The sequence below is a fragment of the Cellulomonas sp. Leaf334 genome (assembly GCF_001424195.1).
GTDB lineage: Bacteria > Actinomycetota > Actinomycetes > Actinomycetales > Cellulomonadaceae > Cellulomonas.
The window spans coordinates 554,864-575,925 of record NZ_LMOO01000005.1 but is presented as its reverse complement, the minus strand read 5'-3'; the positions used below and the strand labels follow the sequence as shown (position 1 = coordinate 575,925).

At 72.9% G+C, this 21,062-nt stretch carries 20 protein-coding genes and 1 riboswitch; of the genes, 7 read left to right on the top strand and 13 right to left on the bottom strand.

Annotated elements, in window-relative coordinates; genetic code table 11:
- Positions 1–6: 6 nt before the first annotated feature.
- The 5 genes from ASF78_RS13060 to ASF78_RS13040 form a co-directional block, all read right to left on the bottom strand.
- The gene (locus ASF78_RS13060) at positions 7–2,529 is read right to left on the bottom strand and encodes a carboxypeptidase-like regulatory domain-containing protein (protein WP_056589911.1); all 2,523 of its coding nucleotides are present in this window, start codon (positions 2,527–2,529) and stop codon (positions 7–9) included.
- Positions 2,529–4,733 (bottom strand): carboxypeptidase-like regulatory domain-containing protein, encoded by a 2,205-nt coding sequence (locus ASF78_RS13055; RefSeq protein WP_056589909.1) that lies wholly within the window; start codon positions 4,731–4,733, stop codon positions 2,529–2,531. The genes ASF78_RS13060 and ASF78_RS13055 overlap by 1 nt, the downstream gene beginning before the upstream one ends.
- Before the next feature lie 2 nt (positions 4,734–4,735).
- Positions 4,736–5,308: a DUF4255 domain-containing protein gene (locus tag ASF78_RS13050; RefSeq protein WP_056589905.1), complete on the bottom strand. Its 573-nt coding sequence runs from the start codon at positions 5,306–5,308 to the stop codon at positions 4,736–4,738.
- 120 nt (positions 5,309–5,428) lie between these two features.
- Positions 5,429–5,821 carry a DUF4280 domain-containing protein gene (locus ASF78_RS13045; RefSeq protein ID WP_056589902.1) on the bottom strand — a complete coding sequence of 131 codons (393 nt, stop codon included), beginning with the start codon at positions 5,819–5,821 and terminating at the stop codon, positions 5,429–5,431.
- Positions 5,822–5,825: 4 nt separating this feature from the next.
- A complete protein-coding gene (locus ASF78_RS13040) occupies positions 5,826–6,311 on the bottom strand; it encodes a septum formation family protein (protein ID WP_056589898.1) in 486 nt (161 codons plus the stop codon).
- A gap of 101 nt (positions 6,312–6,412) precedes the next feature.
- On the opposite strand from ASF78_RS13040, the gene ASF78_RS13035 reads away from it, so the two are divergent.
- Positions 6,413–6,868 carry an OsmC family protein gene (locus tag ASF78_RS13035; protein WP_056589895.1) on the top strand — a complete coding sequence of 152 codons (456 nt, stop codon included), beginning with the start codon at positions 6,413–6,415 and terminating at the stop codon, positions 6,866–6,868.
- Positions 6,868–7,608 carry a hypothetical protein gene (locus tag ASF78_RS13030; RefSeq protein WP_056589891.1) on the top strand — a complete coding sequence of 247 codons (741 nt, stop codon included), beginning with the start codon at positions 6,868–6,870 and terminating at the stop codon, positions 7,606–7,608. The genes ASF78_RS13035 and ASF78_RS13030 overlap by 1 nt, the downstream gene beginning before the upstream one ends.
- A gap of 3 nt (positions 7,609–7,611) precedes the next feature.
- Here ASF78_RS13030 and ASF78_RS13025 read toward each other — a convergent pair whose 3' ends face one another.
- Positions 7,612–8,601 carry an aldo/keto reductase gene (locus tag ASF78_RS13025; protein WP_056589889.1) on the bottom strand — a complete coding sequence of 330 codons (990 nt, stop codon included), beginning with the start codon at positions 8,599–8,601 and terminating at the stop codon, positions 7,612–7,614.
- Between the two features lie 35 nt (positions 8,602–8,636).
- On the opposite strand from ASF78_RS13025, the gene ASF78_RS13020 reads away from it, so the two are divergent.
- The 3 genes from ASF78_RS13020 to rocD all read left to right on the top strand — a co-directional run bounded on the left by ASF78_RS13020 (position 8,637) and on the right by rocD (position 11,269).
- Positions 8,637–9,119 carry an SRPBCC family protein gene (locus ASF78_RS13020; RefSeq protein ID WP_056589886.1) on the top strand — a complete coding sequence of 161 codons (483 nt, stop codon included), beginning with the start codon at positions 8,637–8,639 and terminating at the stop codon, positions 9,117–9,119.
- Between the two features lie 105 nt (positions 9,120–9,224).
- A complete protein-coding gene (ddaH, locus tag ASF78_RS13015; RefSeq protein ID WP_056589884.1) occupies positions 9,225–10,070 on the top strand; it encodes a dimethylargininase in 846 nt (281 codons plus the stop codon).
- On the top strand, positions 10,067–11,269 hold the full coding sequence (gene rocD / locus ASF78_RS13010) for an ornithine--oxo-acid transaminase (protein ID WP_056589881.1): 1,203 nt from the start codon (positions 10,067–10,069) through the stop codon (positions 11,267–11,269). The genes ddaH and rocD overlap by 4 nt, the downstream gene beginning before the upstream one ends.
- Before the next feature lie 169 nt (positions 11,270–11,438).
- Here the strand turns inward: rocD and ASF78_RS13005 are convergent, their stop codons facing one another.
- The gene (locus ASF78_RS13005; protein ID WP_056589878.1) at positions 11,439–12,599 is read right to left on the bottom strand and encodes a hypothetical protein; all 1,161 of its coding nucleotides are present in this window, start codon (positions 12,597–12,599) and stop codon (positions 11,439–11,441) included.
- A 168-nt stretch (positions 12,600–12,767) separates the two neighbouring features.
- On the opposite strand from ASF78_RS13005, the gene ASF78_RS13000 reads away from it, so the two are divergent.
- On the top strand, positions 12,768–13,250 hold the full coding sequence (locus ASF78_RS13000) for an Lrp/AsnC family transcriptional regulator (protein ID WP_056590884.1): 483 nt from the start codon (positions 12,768–12,770) through the stop codon (positions 13,248–13,250).
- Here the strand turns inward: ASF78_RS13000 and ASF78_RS12995 are convergent, their stop codons facing one another.
- The 4 genes from ASF78_RS12995 to ASF78_RS12980 form a co-directional block, all read right to left on the bottom strand.
- Complete coding sequence (locus tag ASF78_RS12995; protein ID WP_056589875.1) at positions 13,251–14,189, bottom strand: universal stress protein; 939 nt, start codon at positions 14,187–14,189, stop codon at positions 13,251–13,253.
- 127 nt (positions 14,190–14,316) lie between these two features.
- Positions 14,317–14,778, bottom strand: a complete 462-nt coding sequence (locus tag ASF78_RS12990; RefSeq protein ID WP_056590881.1) for an HNH endonuclease — start codon at positions 14,776–14,778, stop codon at positions 14,317–14,319.
- Positions 14,779–15,069: 291 nt separating this feature from the next.
- The gene (locus ASF78_RS12985; RefSeq protein ID WP_056589872.1) at positions 15,070–15,846 is read right to left on the bottom strand and encodes a C40 family peptidase; all 777 of its coding nucleotides are present in this window, start codon (positions 15,844–15,846) and stop codon (positions 15,070–15,072) included.
- Between the two features lie 2 nt (positions 15,847–15,848).
- A riboswitch (cyclic di-AMP (ydaO/yuaA leader) is annotated at positions 15,849–16,014 on the bottom strand.
- 291 nt (positions 16,015–16,305) lie between these two features.
- Positions 16,306–17,010 carry a metal-dependent transcriptional regulator gene (locus tag ASF78_RS12980; protein WP_056589869.1) on the bottom strand — a complete coding sequence of 235 codons (705 nt, stop codon included), beginning with the start codon at positions 17,008–17,010 and terminating at the stop codon, positions 16,306–16,308.
- Positions 17,011–17,137: 127 nt separating this feature from the next.
- On the opposite strand from ASF78_RS12980, the gene serC reads away from it, so the two are divergent.
- Positions 17,138–18,271 carry a phosphoserine transaminase gene (serC, locus tag ASF78_RS12975; RefSeq protein WP_056589866.1) on the top strand — a complete coding sequence of 378 codons (1,134 nt, stop codon included), beginning with the start codon at positions 17,138–17,140 and terminating at the stop codon, positions 18,269–18,271.
- Positions 18,272–18,347: 76 nt separating this feature from the next.
- On the opposite strand, the gene ASF78_RS12970 is transcribed toward serC, so the two are convergent.
- Both ASF78_RS12970 and ASF78_RS12965 read right to left on the bottom strand, forming a co-directional pair.
- The gene (locus ASF78_RS12970) at positions 18,348–19,055 is read right to left on the bottom strand and encodes an LPXTG cell wall anchor domain-containing protein (RefSeq protein WP_056589863.1); all 708 of its coding nucleotides are present in this window, start codon (positions 19,053–19,055) and stop codon (positions 18,348–18,350) included.
- A 117-nt stretch (positions 19,056–19,172) separates the two neighbouring features.
- On the bottom strand, positions 19,173–20,993 hold the full coding sequence (locus tag ASF78_RS12965; RefSeq protein WP_056589860.1) for a DUF4012 domain-containing protein: 1,821 nt from the start codon (positions 20,991–20,993) through the stop codon (positions 19,173–19,175).
- Between the last annotated feature and the right edge of the window lie 69 nt (positions 20,994–21,062).

Genomic DNA, 21,062 nt, shown 5'->3' with positions numbered 1-21,062 from the left:
CCCCCGTCAGTCCGTCGGGATGGAGAGGTTGACCGTGAGCTGCTGGCTCGCGCTGACGGTCTGCGGGGTGGAGGTGACCAGCACGGTGCCGGACGGTGTGGTGCGGACCTCGACGATGTAGTGCTCGGGGGCGCTGACGTCCTGGAACGAGTAGAACCCCGCGCTGTCGGTCGTCGTCGTGGCGACCGGCCCGGCCGCCGTGCCGTACTGCGCCGCCAGGTACAGCAGCACCGCACGCCCCGCCTGCACCTGGGCGCTGCCCTGCGTCACCGTGCCGGAGATCGCGGCGGGTGCGACGAGCACCGGGCTGAGGTCCCGGTTCTGCGACGCCGCCAGCACCACGATCGTCGAGGTCGGGCGGGTGCCGGCCCGGGAGAACGTCACCGTGTAGGTGCCGGGCGGCAGCGTGTCGACGACGTACCGCCCGACCTCGGACGCGGGAGTCGACGCGGTCGTCACGACCCGCTGCGTCGTCCCGGAGCTCACCGTCACCGTCACGTTCCCGACCGGGCTGGTCGCACCCGTGGTCGTGCTCTGCCGGACGACCCCCGAGATGGTGCCGTCGGCCGCCCGCAGCGTCGCGTTCACCTGCGTCGCGCTCGGTGCCCCAGACGTGACGTTCCCGAACCCGTCGAGACTCACCGAGAGCACCTGCGACTCCAGGTCGGCCCGGGAGAACGTCACCGTGTACGTGGACGGGAGCCGCAGGCCCGTGACCTCCCAGCTGCCCGCCGGTGCGGACGACCTCGTGACCGTCTGCGCCGTCACGGCCCCGTCGGTCACGGTCACCACGACGCCGCTCGGGTCGCCGCCCGGCACCGTGACCAGACCGCTGATGCTCGACTGGTCCTGCCCGAGCAGCACCGAGACGCCTGTGAGCTCCTGCGCGGGCGTCAGCGTGAGGTTGAGGGTCGCCGGGGCGAACCCCTCCGCGGTTACGACGACCGTGTACGTGCCGGGGGTCGGCAGCCCGCGCAGCGTGAACGACCCCACCGGCTCCTCCGTGAGCGTCACCGTCTCGACGACGACCTGCCCGGCGCTCGCGACGACCGTCGCCCCACCGACCGGCCCCGCGGCGCCGCTGACCGAGCCCGCGATGGACCCGTCGCCCGTCAGCAGCGACAGCTGGATCCCGCTGCGGTCCTCCCCCGCCGCCACGTCGACGCGCTGCACGGCGCTGGCGAACCCGGCCTTGGAGACCACCAGGTCGTACACCGCGGGCGACGGCAGGTCGGCCACCTCGAACGTGCCGTCGGCGCCGATCGGGACGGTCCGCACCACCGCCCCCGTGCTCCCGGTCGCGGTCGCCTCGCCCGCCTCCGGCTGGACCTCGCCCGCGAGCGGCGGCACGTCGAGGGGCAGCTCCACCGTGAGCTGGGCACCCCCGACGTCCGCCCCCGTCACCGTGCCGGTGAGCGTGGCGGGCACCCCGCCGACCACGACCGTCAGCCCGTCGACGGTCTGGCCCGTGGTCAGCTCGACCGGCTGCGCGTCCGGCTGCGCGGCCGCCGACGGGTACCAGGTGGGAGCGAAACCCGCGCCGGTCACCTGGACCGTGTACTCCCCGGCGGGCAGGTCCGACATCGCGAACGCGCCGTCGGTGCCCGTGGCCTGGGTCTTGACCGGTTGCGACGGGTCGTCGGCACCGAACAGGAGCACCGTCACGTCCTGCGCGGGCGCGCCCGTGCTCAGCTGGATCACGGTGCCCTCGACCGTCGACGTCCCCGTCTGGGCGGCGGCCTGCCGGGCCTGCGCCACCTGGATGGCCAGGTCGCGGTCCGCGGCGGACCGGCCGACCACGGAGCTCAGCGCGATCGTGATGATGAGGGCGAACGTCGAGATGGCCAGCAGGAGCCCGAGCAGCCCGAGCATCCCCCGGGACAGCAGCGGCTTCTGCACGAAGACGCCCGAGGCGGCCGGGGGTGCGTCCGTCGGTGGCGCGGACGGGCCCTCCAACCGCAGCTCGAACGGCCGCAGCAGCGGGTCACCGACGAAGGGTCGCTTCGCGCTCGCGGCCAGCGCCACGGACGTGCTCTGCCCCGGTGCGAGGCTGAACCCGTCGGGGTCGAACGTGTATGTCGTGGCGGCCTCGGGGTCCCGTGCGACGAGGCGGGCGTGCTGGACGGTGTTGCCGTCGTTGCGGACCACGGCGGCGAACCCGGCGACCTTGCCGGCGGTCACGGTCGCCGGCTCCAGGCTCACGGTGGTGCGCGGCAGCGCGGGGACGTCGACGGTGACGTCCTCGATGGCGATGGCCGCCTGGTCGGTGACGTCGCGGACCTGCACGGACACGCGTCGCTCTCCCGCGGGGATCCCCTCGGGCAGCGTGAGGACGATCCCGACGGACACCGACTCCCCGGGGAACAGCCGCGGCGACGGGTCCTCGATCTCCACCCACGACGGGTCCGCACCGAGCACCCGCAGCACGTACCCGGAGATGACGTCGGACCCGTTCGTGACGACGACGCCCAGCATCGTGGGCGTCCCGGGGGTGGCGACGGCGCGCCGCGGCTCGACCGACAGACGCATCAGGGGCTCCCCGCGATCGGGAGGTCCTGCGACGTGGTCGCGCCGGGTCGCACGGTGACGACGGCGGTCGCCAGCACCGACCCTCCGGTCGTCACGGACACCGTGTAGGTCCCGGCCGGCAGGTCCGGCAGCAGGTACGTCCCGGCACCGAACCCACCCGATGCCGTCGACGTCGTGGAACGCGTGATGGTGCCGTCGGTGGCCTGCACCGTCGCGCCGGGGACGCCCGCTCCGCTCTGCGTCACGCGACCGGTCACGTTCCCGAGCGCCGAGGTGAGCGCCACGGTCACCGGGGCCGGCGGGCCGGAGTCCGTGAGCGTCACCGGAACGCTCGCCGACGTGTACCCGGTCTTGCTGAACGTGAGCGTCACGGAGCCCGTGGCCAGACCGGTCAGCGTGAACGACCCGACCGCCCCCGACGTCAGGGTCGTGGTGGTCACGGTGTTCGCCGACCCGCCCGCGGTCACGGTCACGCCGCCGATCCCGATGCCGTTCGCGTCGACGACGCTCCCTGTGACGGTCCCCGCGCCCCCGGCGAGCACCACCTGCAGATCGGCACGCTGCTCCCCGGGCCCGAGGTCGACGACGACCGTCTGCGTGCTGAACCCGGCCTTCGTGAACGTCAGGACGTAGGTGCCGGGGGTCTTCAGGTTGGGCACGACGAACTGGCCGACCTGCCCGATCGTCGGCGTCCCGACGACCACCGGCTTGCCGTCCATCGTCGTGCTCACCTCGACGCCGCCCACGGGCGCCGACCCGTCGGTCACGGTCCCGGCGATCTGCCCGGGACCCGCACCGAGCGTGACGTCGAGCGCGAACCGTGACTGCCCGCCCAGGACCCGCTCGGACAGGCTGCTCGGCTGGTAGCCCTCCGCGACGAAGCTCAGCTCGTAGGTCCCCGGCGCGGGCAGGCCCGCGAACGTGTACGCACCGGCGGCGTCCGTCGCGGTGACGTACTCGGTCGCCGGGTCGGCGCCCGCCCACGCCGGCTTCGCGGTCACCTGCACGACCACCGTGCCGGGTGCCTCGCCCGTCTCGACGTTCCCGCTGATCGACGCCGGGTCGCCGGTCACCGCGAGGTCCACGCCCGTGGTGACCTGCTGCGCGAGGGCGTCGACCTGCGTCCCCGTCGCGAAGGAGGTGCCCGCCTCGTACCAGGCCGTCTCGTACCCCTCGGCGGCGACCTCGAGCAGGTACGGCCCGGGGAACAGCCCCGCCAGGGCGTAGCTCCCGTCCGCCTGCGTGGCCGCCGACGACACCTCGACCGGCGCGTCGCGACCCTGCCGCCACGCCGTGACGGTGACCCGCCCGACGCCCTGCTGGTCGGTCTCGCCGAGCACCAGCCCGGTGAGAGTCGCACCGGTGCCCGCCGGGACGGGTCCCTCCTTGGGCATCGCGCCCGCGGGCATGCCCTCCGGCAGCGTGCCCTCGGCCGTGGCCGTGTTCACGAAGAACGACGGCGGCGCGACCTTCGCGTACGGGTCCGCGCCGAGCACCTCGCGCATGCCGAGCACGAACGCGAGCGCCCACGCCGCGAGGATCGACAGCAGGACGAGCGCCGTCAGGAGGCCCCGGCTGAACGTCGACTTCTGCCGGAGCACCAGCTCGACGTCGGCGGTCGTCTCGGTCGCCTGCGCGACCACGCGCAGGGGGCGGTCCCGGTCGGAGCCGAGCAGCTGGCGCGGGCCGCGCACCAGCACCGTGGTCGTCGCGACCGCACCCGCCGGAACGGACAGCGTCGACGGCGTGAGCGACGTGCGCAGGGTCCGGTCGGTGTCGACGGCCCGCAGCGCGACGTCGAGCGGCACGTTCCCCTCGTTGCGCACCTCGACCGTGAACGCCGCCCGTCCCCGCGTGCGCACGAGAGACGGCGACGCGGTCAGCGCGAGCCGCGGCTGCGGCGGCACGACGAGGTCGAGGTCGTGGAACGCCTCCGTCGCACCCGGGGCGCTGCCCGCGATCACGAACGTCAGCGGGTACGTGCCCGCCGGGAACGCGTCGGGAAGGTCGAGGGTCAGGGTCAGCGCGCCGGACGCCTCCGGGAACAGGGCGAGCGCCCGCGGCTCGGACCGCACGAGCGCCTCGGGCAGGCCGATCGCCCGCACCGACAAGGACTCGATGACCTCGGAGGTGTTGATGACCTCCAGGGGGACCACCCCGGAGGTACCGGGCGACACGTCCAGCCGCTCGACCGTGCTGCTCACCCTCACGGGCTGACGCCCGCCCTGATCGGGACCGCCGAGCCGGACACGGACGTGACCTCGGGGGCGGCGGCCTCCCAGTCGTACGCGTCCGCGGCGACCGTGACCAGCAGCGTGAACGACGCCTTGAGCGAGCCGCCGAGCCCCGACCACACGTCGCGCGGCCGGTTGTGGTCGTCGGGGGCGAGCGCGAGCTGCACGGTCGACGACAACGGCCGCGGCAGGTGCTGCCCGGGGAGCACCTGGTGCGCCAGCAACCGCGTCAGGGCGTCCCCGAGCAGGAGGTGCTCGTCGCGCGACGAGCCCGCCCACGCACTGACCAGGTAGGACAGCTGCACCATCGGCAGCGCGTGCCGCCGTTCCGTCGACCCGTTCGTGGCGGCCCGCGTCGCCGGCCCGCGCGACGGCTGGCTGCTGCGGGACACCCCGTACAGGAACAGGTTCACGGTCAGCCGGTTCACCTGCGCCGACCACGTGCTCGACGGCGCCTCGAACGAGATGTCCCCCTGCTCGGTGGACAGCGGCAGCGTGGTGCGCAGGAGGCGTTCCAGACCGTCCTCGACCACCGGGATCAGCACAGCTCCCCTGCCCCCTCACACTGCGGGTGTTTCCCCGCATGACCAGGCACGACGGGACATCCGCAGGCTATGCAGGGGCCCGAGGCGGCAACATCGGTAATCGCTACCGAAGTTGCCTGCTCAGCCCTCCAGGGTCTTCATCGCACCCGGGTTGAGGATCTGGATGACGCCCCCGTACGCGCACTGGCAGGTGGCGCCCATCGTCAGGGCGGGCTTGCCGCCGATGAGGGTCTGCGTCGCGCCGTTCATCCACGGCGCGACCGTCGCGGGGATGCACGGCATGGGCGTCAGGACGCCGAGCGCCGCCGCGGTAGCCGCCGCGACCGTCGGGTTGGCCAGGCTCGTGCACATGCCGAAGGGCGGGATGTTCGCCCCGGGCAGCATGTCCGTGATCGCAGCCGCCGGCTTGCCCTCCACCAGCACGCGGGCCAGCGGCAGGACGACCAGGGTCGAGGGTGCGATGCCGAAGCTGCACTGCAGCATGGCCGTCGCGGTCGCAGCGGGCTTGCCCATCAGGTCACCACCTCGTCCCCTCGACGGACTGCGTCAGCTGCACCCCGTCGGTCGTCGTGACGAAGCACAGCGTCGTGCGGTCCTCGTCCTGCTCCCAGCTGCGCGGCGACGGGAGCAGGTAGGTGAAGAACAGCTCGGAGTCGCGGTAGTCGACCCCCACGTAGCCCGCGTACTCCTGCGCGCACGCCCCGTCCGCGAACGACTTCAGCGCGGCCTCGCCGGGGAACGTGTCCGGCGTCGTGTCCGTCCCCGGGTCGGTGTACGTCGCGAGCGCGTACGCCTCCTGCTCGTGCGGCACGTCGCACGCCACGCGGTCCAGCGAGGTGAACGTCGTCGTGATCTCCTCGGGCGCGGTGAAGCAGTCGCCGACCTCGACGTCGAACACCGAGACCTGGTCGGTGTCGTCGCGGTCGAACAGCGAGCACCCCGGCAGCGCGAGAAGAGCGGCCACGCCCAGTCCACCAGCGAGCACCCCGCGCCAGACCTTCATGGACGTGGAGCCTAGGAGCACCGTCGGCACCGTCCATCCGTAGTCATTGCGCAACTTGCGCCCGACAAGAGACTGGCCGCACCCCGTGGCAGGATCGCGGGATGACGACGGAGCACACGACAGCGCCCGACATCACCAAGAACGCGGGCGACACCGAGCTGTGGGTGGAGCGCACGGGAAAGCGCCTCTACACGGGCCGCAACTCGCGCGGCGCCGAGGTGAGCATCGGTGGTGTCGAGGTCGACGGCGCGTTCAGCCCGGGCGAGCTCCTGAAGATCGCTCTGGCCGGCTGCAGCGGCCTGTCCGCCGACTCGAAGCTCGCGCACCGCCTGGGCGACGACGTCGACGTGGTCATCAAGGTCACGGGCATGGCCGGCGACGAGGACCGCTACCCCGCGTTCGCCGAGGAGCTCGTGGTGGACCTGAGCTCGCTCGACCCCGAGGCCCGCGAGCGCCTCATCACCGTCGTGCACCGGGCCATCGACTCGCACTGCACGGTCGGCCGCACCCTCGATGCGGGAGCAAACGTGCAGCTGACCATCACCGGGGAGCGCTGATGCCGAGCATCGTCGAGGCGGCCCTCGCCAAGGCCGTGACCATCCCGTCGTCCACGATCCACGCGCACGTCAGCTCGTTGCGGCGCAGGAACCCGGAGGCGACGCCCGAGCAGCTCGTGCGGCTCCTGGAGAAGGAGTACCTGCTCGTCGTGCAGAGCACCGGCGGCGCGGTCGGTGCGACGGCGGCAGCCCCGGCCGTCGGCACCGGTGTGGCCCTGGCGCTCACCGCGAGCGACGTCGCCACGTTCTTCGGTGCGTCGGCCGCGTTCGCGCTCGCGGTGGCCAGCGTGCACGGCATCGAGGTCGAGGACGCGGACCGGCGCCGGGCCCTCCTGCTGACGACGATCCTCGGGGATTCCGGCGCCAAGATCGTCACGGACGGCGCGGAGCTGACCACGGTCAGCGTCGCGCGCGCGCTGCTGACGCGGATGCCCATGGCGACCGTCCGCAAGGTGAACACGACGATGACCCGGCGCTTCGTGCGGACGCAGGTCACCAAGCAGACCGGCCTGGCCTTCGGGCGCCTCATCCCCTTCGGCATCGGGCTCGTGGTCGGTGTCGCGGGTGCCCGGGCGCTCGGCAAGAACGTCATCGAGGGCGCCCGCCGGGCGTTCGGCCCGCCCCCGCTCACGTTCCCGAAGGTCATCGAGGTCGCCGGTCCCGCCGACGTGCCCGTGATCCTGCCCGACCGGCCCAAGCAGGTCTCGGGCCGGTTCAAGCGGATCGGCTCCAAGAAGTAGCGCCTACCAGCGGGTGTGCACGTGCTGGCGGATCCGCCCGTCGTACACCCCGCGCAGCCCGTCGAGCGTCTCCTCGTCGACGGGCGGCACCGACGCCGCCTGGGCGTTGGCGACGGCCTGGACCGCCGAGCGTGCGCCGGGGATGACGACGGACACCCCGGGCTGGTCGATGATCCACCGCAGCGCGAGCTGGGCCGTCGTGGCACCCGTCGGCGTCAGGTCGGCGACCTCGCGTGCGGCGGCGACCCCGACCTCGAACGGCACCCCGGCGAACGTCTCGCCGACGTCGAACGCGCTGCCGTCCCGGTTGTAGGACCGGTGGTCGTCGGCGGCGAACTGCGTGCCCTCGTCGTACTTCCCGGACAGCAGGCCCGATGCCAGGGGCACGCGCGCGATGATCCCGACGCCCTCGGCGGCGGCGAGCGGCAGCACCTGCTCCAGCGGCTTGCGGCGGAACACGTTGAGGATGATCTGCACGGTCGCGACGTGCGGGCGGACGATCGCCTCCAGCGCCTCGTCGACCGTCTCGACGGACACCCCGTACGCGGCGATGCGACCCTCGTCGACGAGCACGTCGAGGGCGTCGTAGGTGGACTCGCGGCGGTAGACCTCCGACGGCGGGCAGTGCAGCTGGACCAGGTCGAGGGTGTCGACGTCGAGGTTCTCGCGCGAGCGGTCGGTCCAGGCGCGGAACCAGGACAGCGTGTACGCGTCGGCGACGTGCGGGTCCGCGCGGCGGCCCATCTTCGTCGCGACGGTGAGGCCGTGGTTCGGGCCGCGGGCGGCCAGGAACGAGCCGATGAGCTTCTCGGAGCGGCCGTCGCCGTAGACGTCGGCCGTGTCGAGGAACGTCACCCCGGAGTCGACGGCGGCACCCAGCACCTCCAGTGCGGCCTCGTCGGACACCGAGCCCCAGTCCGCGCCGAGCTGCCAGCACCCCAGCCCCACGACCCCGACCGACCGACCCGTACGCCCCAGCAGCCTGCTCTCCATGGACAGGGACGCTACCCGCGCGGACGATGGGGCGCGTGACGAGCCTCCCGATCGACGCCGTGGTCCGGTCCTTCCCGGTCGATGCCGCGACGGCGTGGGCGCTGGTCGCGGACCTGCGCAACCACGAGCGGTGGATCCCGTTGACGCGGGTGTCGCTCGACGGCCCGGCTGCGGCGGGCGCCACGGTGACCGCTGTCTCGGGACCGTTCGCGCGGCGCGGGTTCCCCGGGCTCGCCGACGTGATGACGGTCGACCGGTACGACCCGCCGGTGGGCGCGGAGCCGGGCGTCGCGACGTTCACGAAGACCGGGCACGTGCTCAAGGGCCACGCGAGCATCGTCGTGGTGCCGGCGGGACCGTCGTCGAGCCGGGTCTTCTGGAGCGAGAACGTGTACCTGGCCGGCCCGCTCCCCCGCCGACTCACCGAGGCAGCGCTCAAGCCGTTCCTCGGCGGGATGGTCCGATACGCGCTGATGAAAGCCCGGCACGAGGCTCGCGCAACAGATCGCCTCAGGTAGCACGATCTGCGCAACGGATCGCGCCCCAGCGCGCAATCCGAGATGAACGGTCCGGACCGTACCGGCTCGTAGCCTTGTCGCAACGACACGCCACGAGGAGCACTCATGACCCCGACCGCCCCCGGACGTACCGATCGCCGCTACCTGATGTGCGAGCCCGTCCACTACACGGTGTCCTACGAGATCAACCCGTGGATGGACAAGACCAAGTACACCGACGCCGACCTGGCCGTCCGCCAGTGGCGTACGCTGCGCGACGTGTACCTGGACCTCGGCCACACCGTCGAGACGATCGACCCGATCCCCGGCCTCCCGGACATGGTCTACGCCGCCAACGGCGCGACCGTCCTGGACGGTGTCGTCTACTCCGCGAAGTTCCGCTACGCCGAGCGCCAGCCCGAGGGTCCCGCGTACCAGAAGTGGTTCGCCGACCGCGGTTACGTCACGCACACCGCGTCCGAGACCAACGAGGGCGAGGGAGACCTGCTCGTCGTCGGCGACCTGGTCCTGGCCGGCACCGGCTTCCGCACCGACCGTGCCGCGCACGCCGAGCTCCAGGAGCTGTTCGGCCGCCCGGTCATCTCGCTCGACCTGGTCAGCCCGCACTACTACCACCTCGACACCGCGCTGGCGGTGCTGTCGAGCGACCCGGCGGACCCGCAGATCGCCTACTACCCGCCCGCGTTCTCGGCCGGCTCGCGCGCCGTGCTGCGCCAGCTCTTCCCCGACGCGGTCGAGGCCACGGAGCGCGACGCCGTCGCCCTCGGCCTCAACGCGGTCTCCGACGGCCTGAACGTCGTCGTCGCCCCCGGCGCCGTCGACCTGGCCGCAGCGATCGCCGAGCGCGGCTACAACCCGATCCCGGTGGACACCAGCGAGCTGCTCAAGGGCGGCGGCGGCGCCAAGTGCTGCACGCTCGAGATCCGTCCCGCGTCCGGCTCCGGGCGATGACACTCACCGTGGGCGCCGCGTCCGTCCTCGCCCCCAACTACCACCCCCTGCCCGTCACGCTGGTCGAGGGTCTCGGCTCGTGGGTGACGGACGACGAGGGGCGGCGCTACCTCGACCTGCTGTCCGGGTACTCGGCGCTGAACTTCGGCCACCGCCACCCCGCGCTCACGGCCGCGGCCCACGCGCAGATCGACAGGCTCACGCTCACGTCCCGCGCGTTCGACCACGAGCTGCTGCTGCCGTTCGCGGAGCGCCTCGCCGCCCTGATCGGTCCGCTGGTCGCCGGCCCGCCCATGGTGCTGCCGATGAACACGGGTGCCGAGGCCGTCGAGACCGCCGTCAAGGCAGCCCGCAAGTGGGGCTACGACGTCAAGGGCGTGCCCGCCGACCGCGCGACGATCATCGTCGTCGACGGCAACTTCCACGGCCGCACCACGACGATCGTGTCGTTCTCCACCGACCCCGACGCGCGCCGAGGCTTCGGCCCGTACACGCCCGGGTTCCGGATCGTCCCCTACGGCTCCGTCGACGCGATCCGGGAGGCCATGGACGAGACGACCGTGGCCGTGCTCGTCGAGCCGATCCAGGGCGAGCAGGGCGTCGTCATCCCGCCCGAGTCCTACCTGCCCGGTCTCCGCGCGCTCTGCACGGAGCACGACGTCCTGCTCGTCGCCGACGAGATCCAGTCCGGTCTCGGCCGCACGGGCACCACGCTCGCGTCGGAGCTGTGGGGCGTGAAGCCCGACCTGGTCACGCTCGGCAAGGCCCTCGGCGGCGGGGTCATGCCCGTGTCCGCCGTCGTCGGTCGTGCCGACGTCCTCGGCGTCCTCACCGCAGGCACCCACGGCTCCACGTTCGGCGGCAACCCGCTCGCGTGCGCGGTGGGCATCGCGGTCATCGGCCTGCTGGAGACCGGCGAGCTGCAGGCACGCGCCACGACGCTCGGGCTGCACTGGGGCGCCCGGCTGGACACGCTGGTCGACGAGGGCCTGCTCGCCTCGTCGCGCCGCGCAGGCCTGTGGGCCGGCCTGGACGTCACCCCGCCGCTGACCGGCCGCCAGCTCTGCGAGCGCCTCCTGGCCCGCGGTGTGCTGGCCAAGGACACCCACGGCAGCACCATCCGCCTCGCTCCCCCGCTCACGATCACGGTCGAGGACCTGGACCTGGCGACAGACACCCTCACGGACGCCCTCCGCTAACCCCCTCCCGCAACGTCCGCACATCCGCGCGTCCGGACAACCGAATCCGCGGACGTCCGCACTCGTACGGGCTGGACCCTGCACGAGTGCGGACGCAGCGTGCGGGTACAGCGCAACGTCCGCACTCGTACGGGCTGGAGCCCTCTCGAGTGCGGACGTTGCGGCGGTGCTAGCTGAACTTCACCGCGCCGAAGAGCCAGCCGCCCAGGCTCGCGCCGCCGACGGACATGCTCGACACGTCGGTGCGACGCATCTGCGCGTCGTGGCCCGCGGACCTGGACCAGGCGGAGACCATCGACGACGCCGAGCCGTTGCTCACGCAGGCGACGATGTTGTCGCCACCGGAGTGCCAGATGCCGCCGGCGTTGGCCATGGTGATCGAGTGCGACACCAGGCTGCCGCTGCGCGACACCAACAGCTGCGAGAGCCCGAGCGAGGCGCGGTAGGAGTTGATGGCGGAGCCGATGGCGGACACGCTCGACTCGCCCGCCCCGGAACCGCCCGAGCCGCTGCAGACCTTCCCGCCGGACGGGATGGTGGCGCCGCTCGACGCGACGGGCGCGGAACCCGACGTGGACTTCTGGGTGGTCGACCGGGTCGCGGTGGACCGGGCCGGCGCCTTGGCGGTGGAACGTGCGGCGGCAGCCTGTGCGGCGGCAGCGGCCGCGGCCTGCTCGGCGGCGATCCGCGCGTTCTCGGCGGCCTGCCACGCCGCCTGCGCGTCGACGGCGGCCTTCTCGGGTGCGGCGACACCGGCGACGAGCGAGCGCAACGACCGCATGCTCACGTCGGGAGCGGTCAGGGCCGCACCGACGGCGCCGGACGCGCCGGCGAGGGCTGCCCGCGGCGCCTCCCCGGCGTTCGGCACGGCGGCGAGCGTCGCGTTCGCGTGGTCGACGGCGGCCTGTGCGGTGCTCGTCGCGGCGGCACGGCTGCCCGTGTAGGCAGCCTGGGCGACGACGACGTCGGTGGAGCGCTCAGCGACCGCGTCGCGTGCCGCGGCGAGGACGTGCTCGTCCACGCGCGACCCCGCCGCGAGCGCCTCCGTCTCGGCTTGCTGCGCGCGCTGCTCGGCGGCGTAGACGCTGCCGCCGGCTGCGACGGCGAGCACGACACCTGCAGCGAGACCGACCCAGACGGCCCGGCGGACCCCGGCGGACCGGGGTGCGGCCGGGGCCGCCTGGGGCTCGACGAGGGGCGACGGTGCCGCGTGCGGACGTGGGACGTCGGTGATCGCGGGTGCATCCGCGATCACCGGCGTCGGCGCACTGATCACCGACGGTCGCTGGCTCGGGACCTCGTCGAGCCGCTTCTTGGTCTCCTTGACCACGTTGCCTCCCCCTCATCAGACCCCGTTGCGGGGGCCTCCCCTGATGTCGGCACCTTGCGCGTCCGCCTTGAGGCAACTTGCCGCATTTGTTGAATCACCCGTTCGGCGTATTGCGTGCACATTGTCATCGTTTGGTTGACCCCACCAATCGAGGGCATGTCCGCGATGATGAGTGACGTGACGGACGACTCCGGGCTCGACGCCCTCGACACCGCGATCCTCCGCGTCCTCGCACTCGACGCCCGGGCGACGTTCGCGCAGGTCGGGGAGCTGGTCTCGCTCTCGGCGCCGGCCGTGAAGCGGCGCGTGGACCGGCTGCGTGAGCGGGGGGTCATCCGCGGGTTCACGGTCCGGCTGGACCCCGCGGCGATGGGCTGGCAGACCGAGGCGTTCGTCGAGCTGTTCTGCCAGGGCTCCACCAGCCCGGCGACGATGCGCGCGGCCGTGGAGCACTACCCCGAGGTCGTCGCCGCGAGCACCGTGACCGGGGACGTCGACCTCATGGTGCAGGTACGCGCTCGGGACATGCGCCACCTGGAGCGGGTGGTCGAGAGGCTCGCTGCGGAACCGTTCGTCGCCCGGACGCGCTCGACCGTGGTGCTCTCGGCGCTCGTCCGCCGCCCGGACGTCCCGCCCGCGCCCGCGGGCTGACTACCCGGCGGCAGCCTCCGCAGTGGCGCACCGGTTGGTGACGACCATGACGGGGCAGTCGGAGTGGTGCAGGACGGCCTGGCTGGTCGACCCGAGCAGCAGTCCTGCGAACCCCCCGCGGCCCCGCGACCCGACGACGATCAGGTCGGTCGCGACGGAGAACTCCGTGAGCAGCTCCGCGCCCGTGCCGTCGAGCGCGATGCGCCGCACGGTGAGGTCCGGGACGTCCGCCAGCGCGCGGTCGACGACGACGTTCAGGCCCTCGGTGACGTCCCGCAGCACCTGCTCGTGGTCGACGGCGGCCGGCAGCCACGCGAGAACGCCCGACATCGACCCGACGGGGACCCCGGCGACCGCGGTCAGCTCGGCTCCCCACGCCCGGGCCTCACCGATGGCGTAGCGCAGGGCGCGCTCCGCCTGCGGGGACCCGTCGACGCCGACGACGATCCGCTGCACCGGGCGCGGGGCAGGGATCGGCGCGTCGTCGGGCAGGGTCTTGCCCGCCTCGCGCAGGGGGACGACGACCGTCGGGCAGTACGCGTGCGCGGGCAGGGCCGACGAGACGGTGCCCAGCAGCCGGTCTGCGAACCCGCCACGCCCCCGCGTCCCGACGACCGCGAGCCGGACGGAGTGCGACATCTCGACGAGCACCCCCGCGGCGTCACCCGTGAGCACCTTCGCGGTGACGGGGACGCCCATCGTGGACACCCGCTGCGTCGCCTCGGCGAGCACCGCCTTGGCGCCCTCCTGGATCGCGGTGTCGTCCAGCGCCGCGTACCCGCCGTCGAGCGAGGCGGCCGTGAACGACGGGAGCGAGTAGCTGCAGACGAGCCGGACTGCCCAGCCGTGGGTGCGGGCCTGCGCCGCCGCCCAGTCGAGCGCGTGCAGGCTCGCTGCCGACCCGTCCACCCCGACGAGGACCACATCGTCACGCGTCATCCGGAGCCTCCGTGCTCGTACCGAGCCCACCGTGCGCTCGTCCCAGTGTCCTCCTCTGAGGCACAGTTGCGCCTTCGAGTTCCCGGAATGATGCCATACGTTGGTGGATCCTTGACGAAGACGAGAATCAGGCCACGACGTACGCCGACCACAACGGCTCGGAGCGGACCGACGTGGTCCCGAACGCCACCGACCACCGCGGCGCACGCGGGACGAAGGGCAGCTCCCAGCCGATCTCGTGCAGGAGCCGGTCGGCCTTGCGGTGGTTGCACCGGACGCAGGCCGCGACGACGTTCGTCCACTCGTGCCGACCGCCGCGCGACCGCGGGTTCACGTGGTCGACGGTGTCCGCCCCACCCCCGCAGTACGCGCACCGGTGGTCGTCGCGCTGCAGCACGGTGCGACGCGTGGGGGGCACCGGGCGACGCACCGGGACGTGCACGTAGCGCGTGAGGCACAGGACCGACGGCAGGGGCACGGACACGTGCTCGGAGTGCAGCACGCGACCATCGGTCTCCAGCACGGTCGCCTTGCCGCTCATCACGAGCACCACGGCACGGCGCAGGCTCACGATGCACAGCGGTTCCATGCTGGCGTTGAGCAGCAGGGTGCGTGCTCCGGACGCGATCAGCCCTGGTGAGCCGACCTCGGACACTGCCCCACCGACGGCCTCGGTGGACAGCTTCGTGGCATTCATGAGCACGGCGTTCTCCCGACCTCGGGGGTCGGACCGGCTGGCTGCCGGCCCGGCGAAGCGAAGCAACAGCGTGGTGCACGGCCAGAGTACGCGCCGCCCCGGTCGGAGGGCCGCACCCGGAGCCGGAATGCGACGAGGCCCCGACGACGGGTGTCGTCGGGGCCTCGTCGGCGAAGAGTGATCTCAGCCGATGCGGATGAAGACCGGCGAGCTCTGCCAGATGGCGCGGAACTGGACCGTCTTGCCCGGGCGGGGCGAGTCGATCTGGTCGTTGCCGCCGGCGTAGATCGAGATGTGGCCGGGGCTCCAGATGAGGTCACCAGGCTGTGCGTCGGCCCGCGAGATGACGGTGCCGGCTGCCTTGATGCCGCTCGACGTCCGCGGCAGGCTGATCCCCAGCTGGCCGTAGACGTAGGAGACGAAGCCCGAGCAGTCGAAGCCGTCGGGCGACGAGCCACCGGAGACGTACGGGGTGCCCACGTAGCGGGCGGCGATCTCGAGGACCGCGTTGCCGGCGACCGACTGCGGGACCGCGGCGCTGGTGGCCTGGGTCGCGGTCGTGGTGGTGGTCGCGGCGCGGGCCGTGCTGCGCGACGTCGTGGTCGTCGCGCGGACCGGCTCCGGCGGCGGGGCCGGCTTCTCGGCCGTGACGACCGGGGCGTCGAACGTCCACGCGGCGTCGACCGGAGCGGTCACCACCGGCGAGGTGTTCAGGACGGCACGCGCCGAGGCGGTCAGCGCAGCGGTGTCGACGGCAGGCAGAGCCCCCGCGTCACCACCGGTGGCGGCGCTGGCGGACGAGCCCAGCATCGAGACGACCAGTCCGGACGTCCCGACGACGACTGCAGTACGACGTCCGACGGTTCCCATCTGGTCCGAGGCAGCCGAAGCGAGCTCGGTCAATGGCGTCGAAGGACGGCGCGCCGCACGATGGCGGGCGCGAGTGGTGCTCACGGTCACGCGTTGCCTCTCCTGATGCCTACGAGGTCAGCTGTCGGGTTCGGGTGGGAGAACACCCGGCCGTGTCCCCGATCGAGATCGGTTCTCCGGCTTCACCCCAAGGACACCGAACTTCCGGTGCCCGCAATTGGGTCCCCCGCCCCTGCCGGCGGTCAGTGCGGACCTCGTGGCGGCGGCAGGGTTAGGCGTTCCGCTCGAGGGCTTTCCTGGAGGAGGGTTCCGGGTAAGCAGGTCGAACGTACAGGACCCCCACCGCGATTGTCACGTTCCGATCACGAGAGATGTGCTTCTTGTTGGACGGCCGTCCTGCAGCCCGCCGCGGATCGCCGAGGTGACCTGCAAAGACGCCGATCACAGGCATGGGAGCGCGCGCACGAGTCACCCGCCGGAGGCGTGGCGAAGATCACGACCGACATCGCTTGACACCGTCCAGGGGTCCGCCGGGAGGGCGGAAGAGGTTCAGCGCGTCCCGACGAAGATGTGCCGTGCGACGTCCTCGGGCAGGTCCAGGACGGTCTCCGAACCCGGCCGCGACACCGTCACGGTGCCGTAGCTGCGCTCGATCGCGATCTCCTGGTGCGGCAGCACGCCCGCCTCGGCCAGCCTCGTCAGGAGCTCGACGTCCACCTGGAGGGGCTCGGCGATCCGCGCGACCACGGCACGCTCGGAGCCGTCGGCCCCCACGTCGCCGCGGTAGGCGACCAAGGACGTGACGCCGTCGAGGAACGTCTCGCGCGTCGTCTCCTCGCCGATCTCCCCCAGCCCCGGGATCGGGTTGCCGTACGGGTCGAAGTGCGGGTGGTCCAGCAGCGACGCGAGCCGCTTCTCCACGCGCTCGCTCATGACGTGCTCCCAGCGGCACGCCTCCTCGTGCACGTACGGCCACTCGAGGCCGATGACGTCCGTGAGCAGGCGCTCGGCCAGGCGGTGCTTGCGCATGACGCGCACCGCCTTGCCCTCGCCCACCGCGGTCAGCTCGAGGTGGCGGTCCCCGGTGACGACGACGAGTCCGTCGCGCTCCATCCGGGCGACCGTCTGCGAGACCGTCGGCCCCGAGTGCCCGAGCCGCTCCGCGATCCGGGCGCGCAGGGGGGTGATGCCTTCCTCGGTGAGCTCGTAGATCGTCTTGAGGTACATCTCGGTCGTGTCGATCAGGTCGCTCACTGCTCAGGCCTCCCGCGTCGCGTCATCGTCGCGTGGCACACGCCCGCTCGATGTCGGGGCGCCACGCTGTGCACAGGTTAGTTGGTCGGGCCGACAGGCGGGGTCCGGCACCGCCTATCCTCGCCTCGTGCCCGCTGCCCACGACATCACGATCCCCGCGCACCTGCTGCCCGCGGACGGCCGCTTCGGCTCCGGTCCCTCGAAGGTCCGGCAGGCCCAGGTCGACGTGCTCGCCGGCCCTGCCGCCGCGCTGCTCGGGACGTCCCACCGCCAGGCGCCCGTGCGCGCCCTGGTCGGTCGCGTCCGCGCGGGCCTCGCCGCGCTGCTCGACCTGCCCGACGGGTACGAGGTCGTCCTCGGCAACGGCGGCTCGACCCTCTTCTGGGACGTCGCGACGCTGTGCCTGGTCGAGGACCGGGCGGCCTTCGGCACGTTCGGCGAGTTCGGCGCCAAGTTCGCCGCGGCCGCGGCCCGGGCGCCGTTCGTCGGGGAGCCCGTGGTCACCTCCGCGGCGCCCGGCGGCGTGGCGGTGCCGGACTTCGCGGACGGCGTCGACACCTACGCCTGGCCGCACAACGAGACGTCGACCGGAGTCGTCGCGCCCGTGCGCCGGGTCGCCGGGTCGCGCGAGCAGGGTGCGTTGGTGCTGGTCGACGGGACGTCGGGCGCGGGCGGCCTCGCGGTCGACGTCGCGCAGACCGACGTCTACTACTTCGCGCCGCAGAAGTCCTTCGCGTCCGACGGCGGCCTCTGGCTCGCCGCGGCCTCCCCCGCGGCGATCGAGCGCGCGGCCCGCGTCGAGTCGAGCGGACGCTGGGTGCCGGAGTCGCTGTCGTTCACCACCGCGCTGACCAACTCCCGGCTGGACCAGACCCTCAACACCCCGGCCATCGCGACCCTGGTGCTGCTCGCCGAGCAGCTCGACTGGATCCTCGGCAACGGGGGCCTGGCGTGGGCCGCGCAGCGGACGGCGACGTCCGCGGGTCACCTGTACGGCTGGGCGGAGTCGCGGGACTGGGCGACGCCGTTCGTCGCGGACCCGGCGCTGCGCTCGGACGTCGTCGGCACCATCGACCTCGACCCGGAGATCGAGGCGGCCACCGTCGCCAAGGTCCTGCGTGGGCACGGCGTCGTCGACGTGGAGCCCTACCGCAAGCTGGGCCGCAACCAGCTGCGGGTCGCCATGTACCCGGCGGTCGAGCCGGACGACGTGCTCGCGCTCACCGCGTGCATCGACCACGTGGTGGGCCAGCTCGCCTGACGCCCCCCGCTCATGACGGACGCCCGCCCCCCGTGGTCAGCACGGGAGGCGGGCGCCTGTCGGTCGGAGCGGATGCTCAGATCGTGCGACGACGGCGGGCGATCGCCACCGACCCGACGGCCAGGCCGCCGACCAGGATCAGAGCTGCTCCGGCGATCAGCAGCGGCTGCGACTCCGAGCCGGTCGCCGAGAGCGTGGCGCTCGTCGGGTTGCTCGCCAGGACGACGGTGTCGAGCACCTCGTCCGGGTTCGTGTTGCACACGGGGCTCGACGGCGGGTACGCGACCGTGACGGTCTGCGACGGGTTGACCTCGAACAGCACCTTCACGTTCGGCCGGACCCAGTCGAACTCGTCACCCTCGACCCACGTGCCGTCGGCCAGCTTGGTCCAGCCGGGCCAGTCGATGCCGCGACCGTCAGGCCCGACGACCGCTCCGGGCCAGTTCACGATCCCGGTCAGCGGCTGGTCCGCGTAGACCACGCTCGGCCCGCTGGGGTTGACGAAGGTGATCGTGACCTTGTCGTTCGGCGTGCCCACGGGGTCGACCGTGTACTTGAGCTTCGGCACCTCGTTGTCGCAGATCGGCGCGAGCACCTGCACCAGGAGCTGGCAGGCGCGGGGGGCACCGTAGCCGTCGACGGGGTTGATGCAGCCGTACACCTGCTCGTCGGGTGACGGCGAGGCCGTGGGGCCGTCGGAGAGGGCGGAGGCCGGCAGCGCGCCGACGACAGCCGCGAGGACTGCGACGAGCGCGACGAGCGCGCCCCGAACGAGCCTGACCATGATGAGCCCCTGTCGGGTAACCGGACATTTCGGTCCATTGTGACCTCTGGGCAGGGGTTCCCACATGGGCATAACGGGTGATTTACGGCCGATTCGGACTTTTCGCCCTCGCGGCGCCTACGGGCAGGTGGCCGTGACCATGCCGGGGCTGGTGAGCGTCGGCGTCGTCCACACCGTCACGCGTCCGTCGCGCACCGGGACGTCGACCCGGTACGTCTCGCTCGCGCCGGGCGCCAGCCACGACGTGACCACCTTGACGTCGCGTCCACCCGCCTCGGCACTGCCTCCGAGGACGAACCCGTCACCCAGCCCGATCGCGTCGAGCGGCGCGCCCACCGGGGAGTACACGGTGATGTTGGTCGCCAGCCAGCCGACCGGCAGGTCCGTGCCGCTCCACCCGGTGACGTAACGCGGGAAGCTCTCGACCTCGGCCGGCGGCGAGTAGGAGAGGTCGAGGCGCACCGTGGCCATCGGGTCAGGGCCCGTGCAGCGCAGGTCCTCGACCGTCACGGCGGTGCTGAGGAAGTAGCCGAGCTTGCCGGCCGTCCCGTCGTTGAGGAAGAGACCCGTCGCGTCGGGGAACGGTCCCGTGAGGAACGCGGCACCGACGCTCGTGGACACCAGCCGCTCCTGCTCCGCCGGGTGCGCCGACCACATCCGCAGCCTGCCCTCGGCGCCCGCGCGGGCCAGCGCGTCGACGACCGCGCGGGAGTCCCCCTGGCCCGAGCCGACCGCCTGGAAGATCGTCGCGGCGACACCCGTGTAGAACCGGTCACCGGAGTCGGCGTCGTCGCCGTAGGTGAGGTACGCGTCGCGCAGCAGCACCTGCAGGACGTTCGAGGCGTCGATCTGCACTCCCCCGGGCTCGGTGACCGCACCGGTCGCCCCGAGCAGGTAGGAGACGGCGACGGGGTCCGTCGCGATCACCCCGTCCACCTGCGAGCCGATGTCCCGCTCCCACCGTGCGGCCAGCAGCTCCGCGCTGCGCGGGAAGTCCGGCGTCAGCACGGCGTTCTGCACCCACCGACCCAGGCGGTCGGTGTCGATCCGGAGCTCCTCGGCGGAGAGCGGCAGGATCGACGACTCGATGCCGGGCAGGTCGAGCGTGGTCCGCTGCTCGGTGAGGTCGACGTTGCCGTCGTCTGCCCGCAGGACGGCGAAGGCACCCACGATCCCGCCCGCGCTGCGCAGCTCGGCGGAGTTCAGCGACACCAGCAGGTACGTCCGCGGCCCGTCGGCGCCCAGCATCGGCGGCAGGAGCGACGCCACCTGCGCGCCCGCGTCGAGCGCACCCGTCACCTGGCTCAGCCCGTCCTGGAGCTGGACCACGGGCCCCGCCAGCCGGCCCACCAGGGCGTCCGTGTCGATCGCGGCGACCGCCGCCTGCGCGGCGTGGGCGCTCGCAGCGGCGGCGACGATGTCCGGGGCGGCGTCCACGAGGGGTGCCAGGTCGATCCGACCGTCGGTGCCGCGGGCCTCCTGCGCGTGCAGCACGGCGTCGATCCGGCCGATCGCCGGCACCGCGTCGCGCACCACGTCGTCGAGCGACCAGGACACGACGCGGACGGCTTCCAGGTTCGCCCCGACCCACGGCAGGTGCTCCGCCGCGCGCCACACCGGGTCGGCGGTCGCGGACCGGGCGGCGGCCAGGTCGGCCTGGACCTCCGGCAGCCGCGCCTCGAGCTGCTGCGTGTCGCCACCCCCGACGTCGCCGCGGAGGTCGAGCACCACGTCCTTCGCCGACAGCAGCGCGGTCCCGGCCTGGTAACCGCGGAACGCCAGCCACCCGGCTGCGACGACCAGCAGGACGAGGAGGGCGAGGACGCCGAACGCGATGCGCCGCGCGAGCCGACGGCGCGGACGCGGTGCGTCGGGCAGCTCGTCGTCGACGGGCACGGCGGCCTCGGGCGCGCGCGGCTCGTCGACGGTGGCACTCACCCGATGATCGTGACATCTCGGACATCCCGGGCGACATGGTCCGGGGCGGTCTTCACCCGAGCATCCACC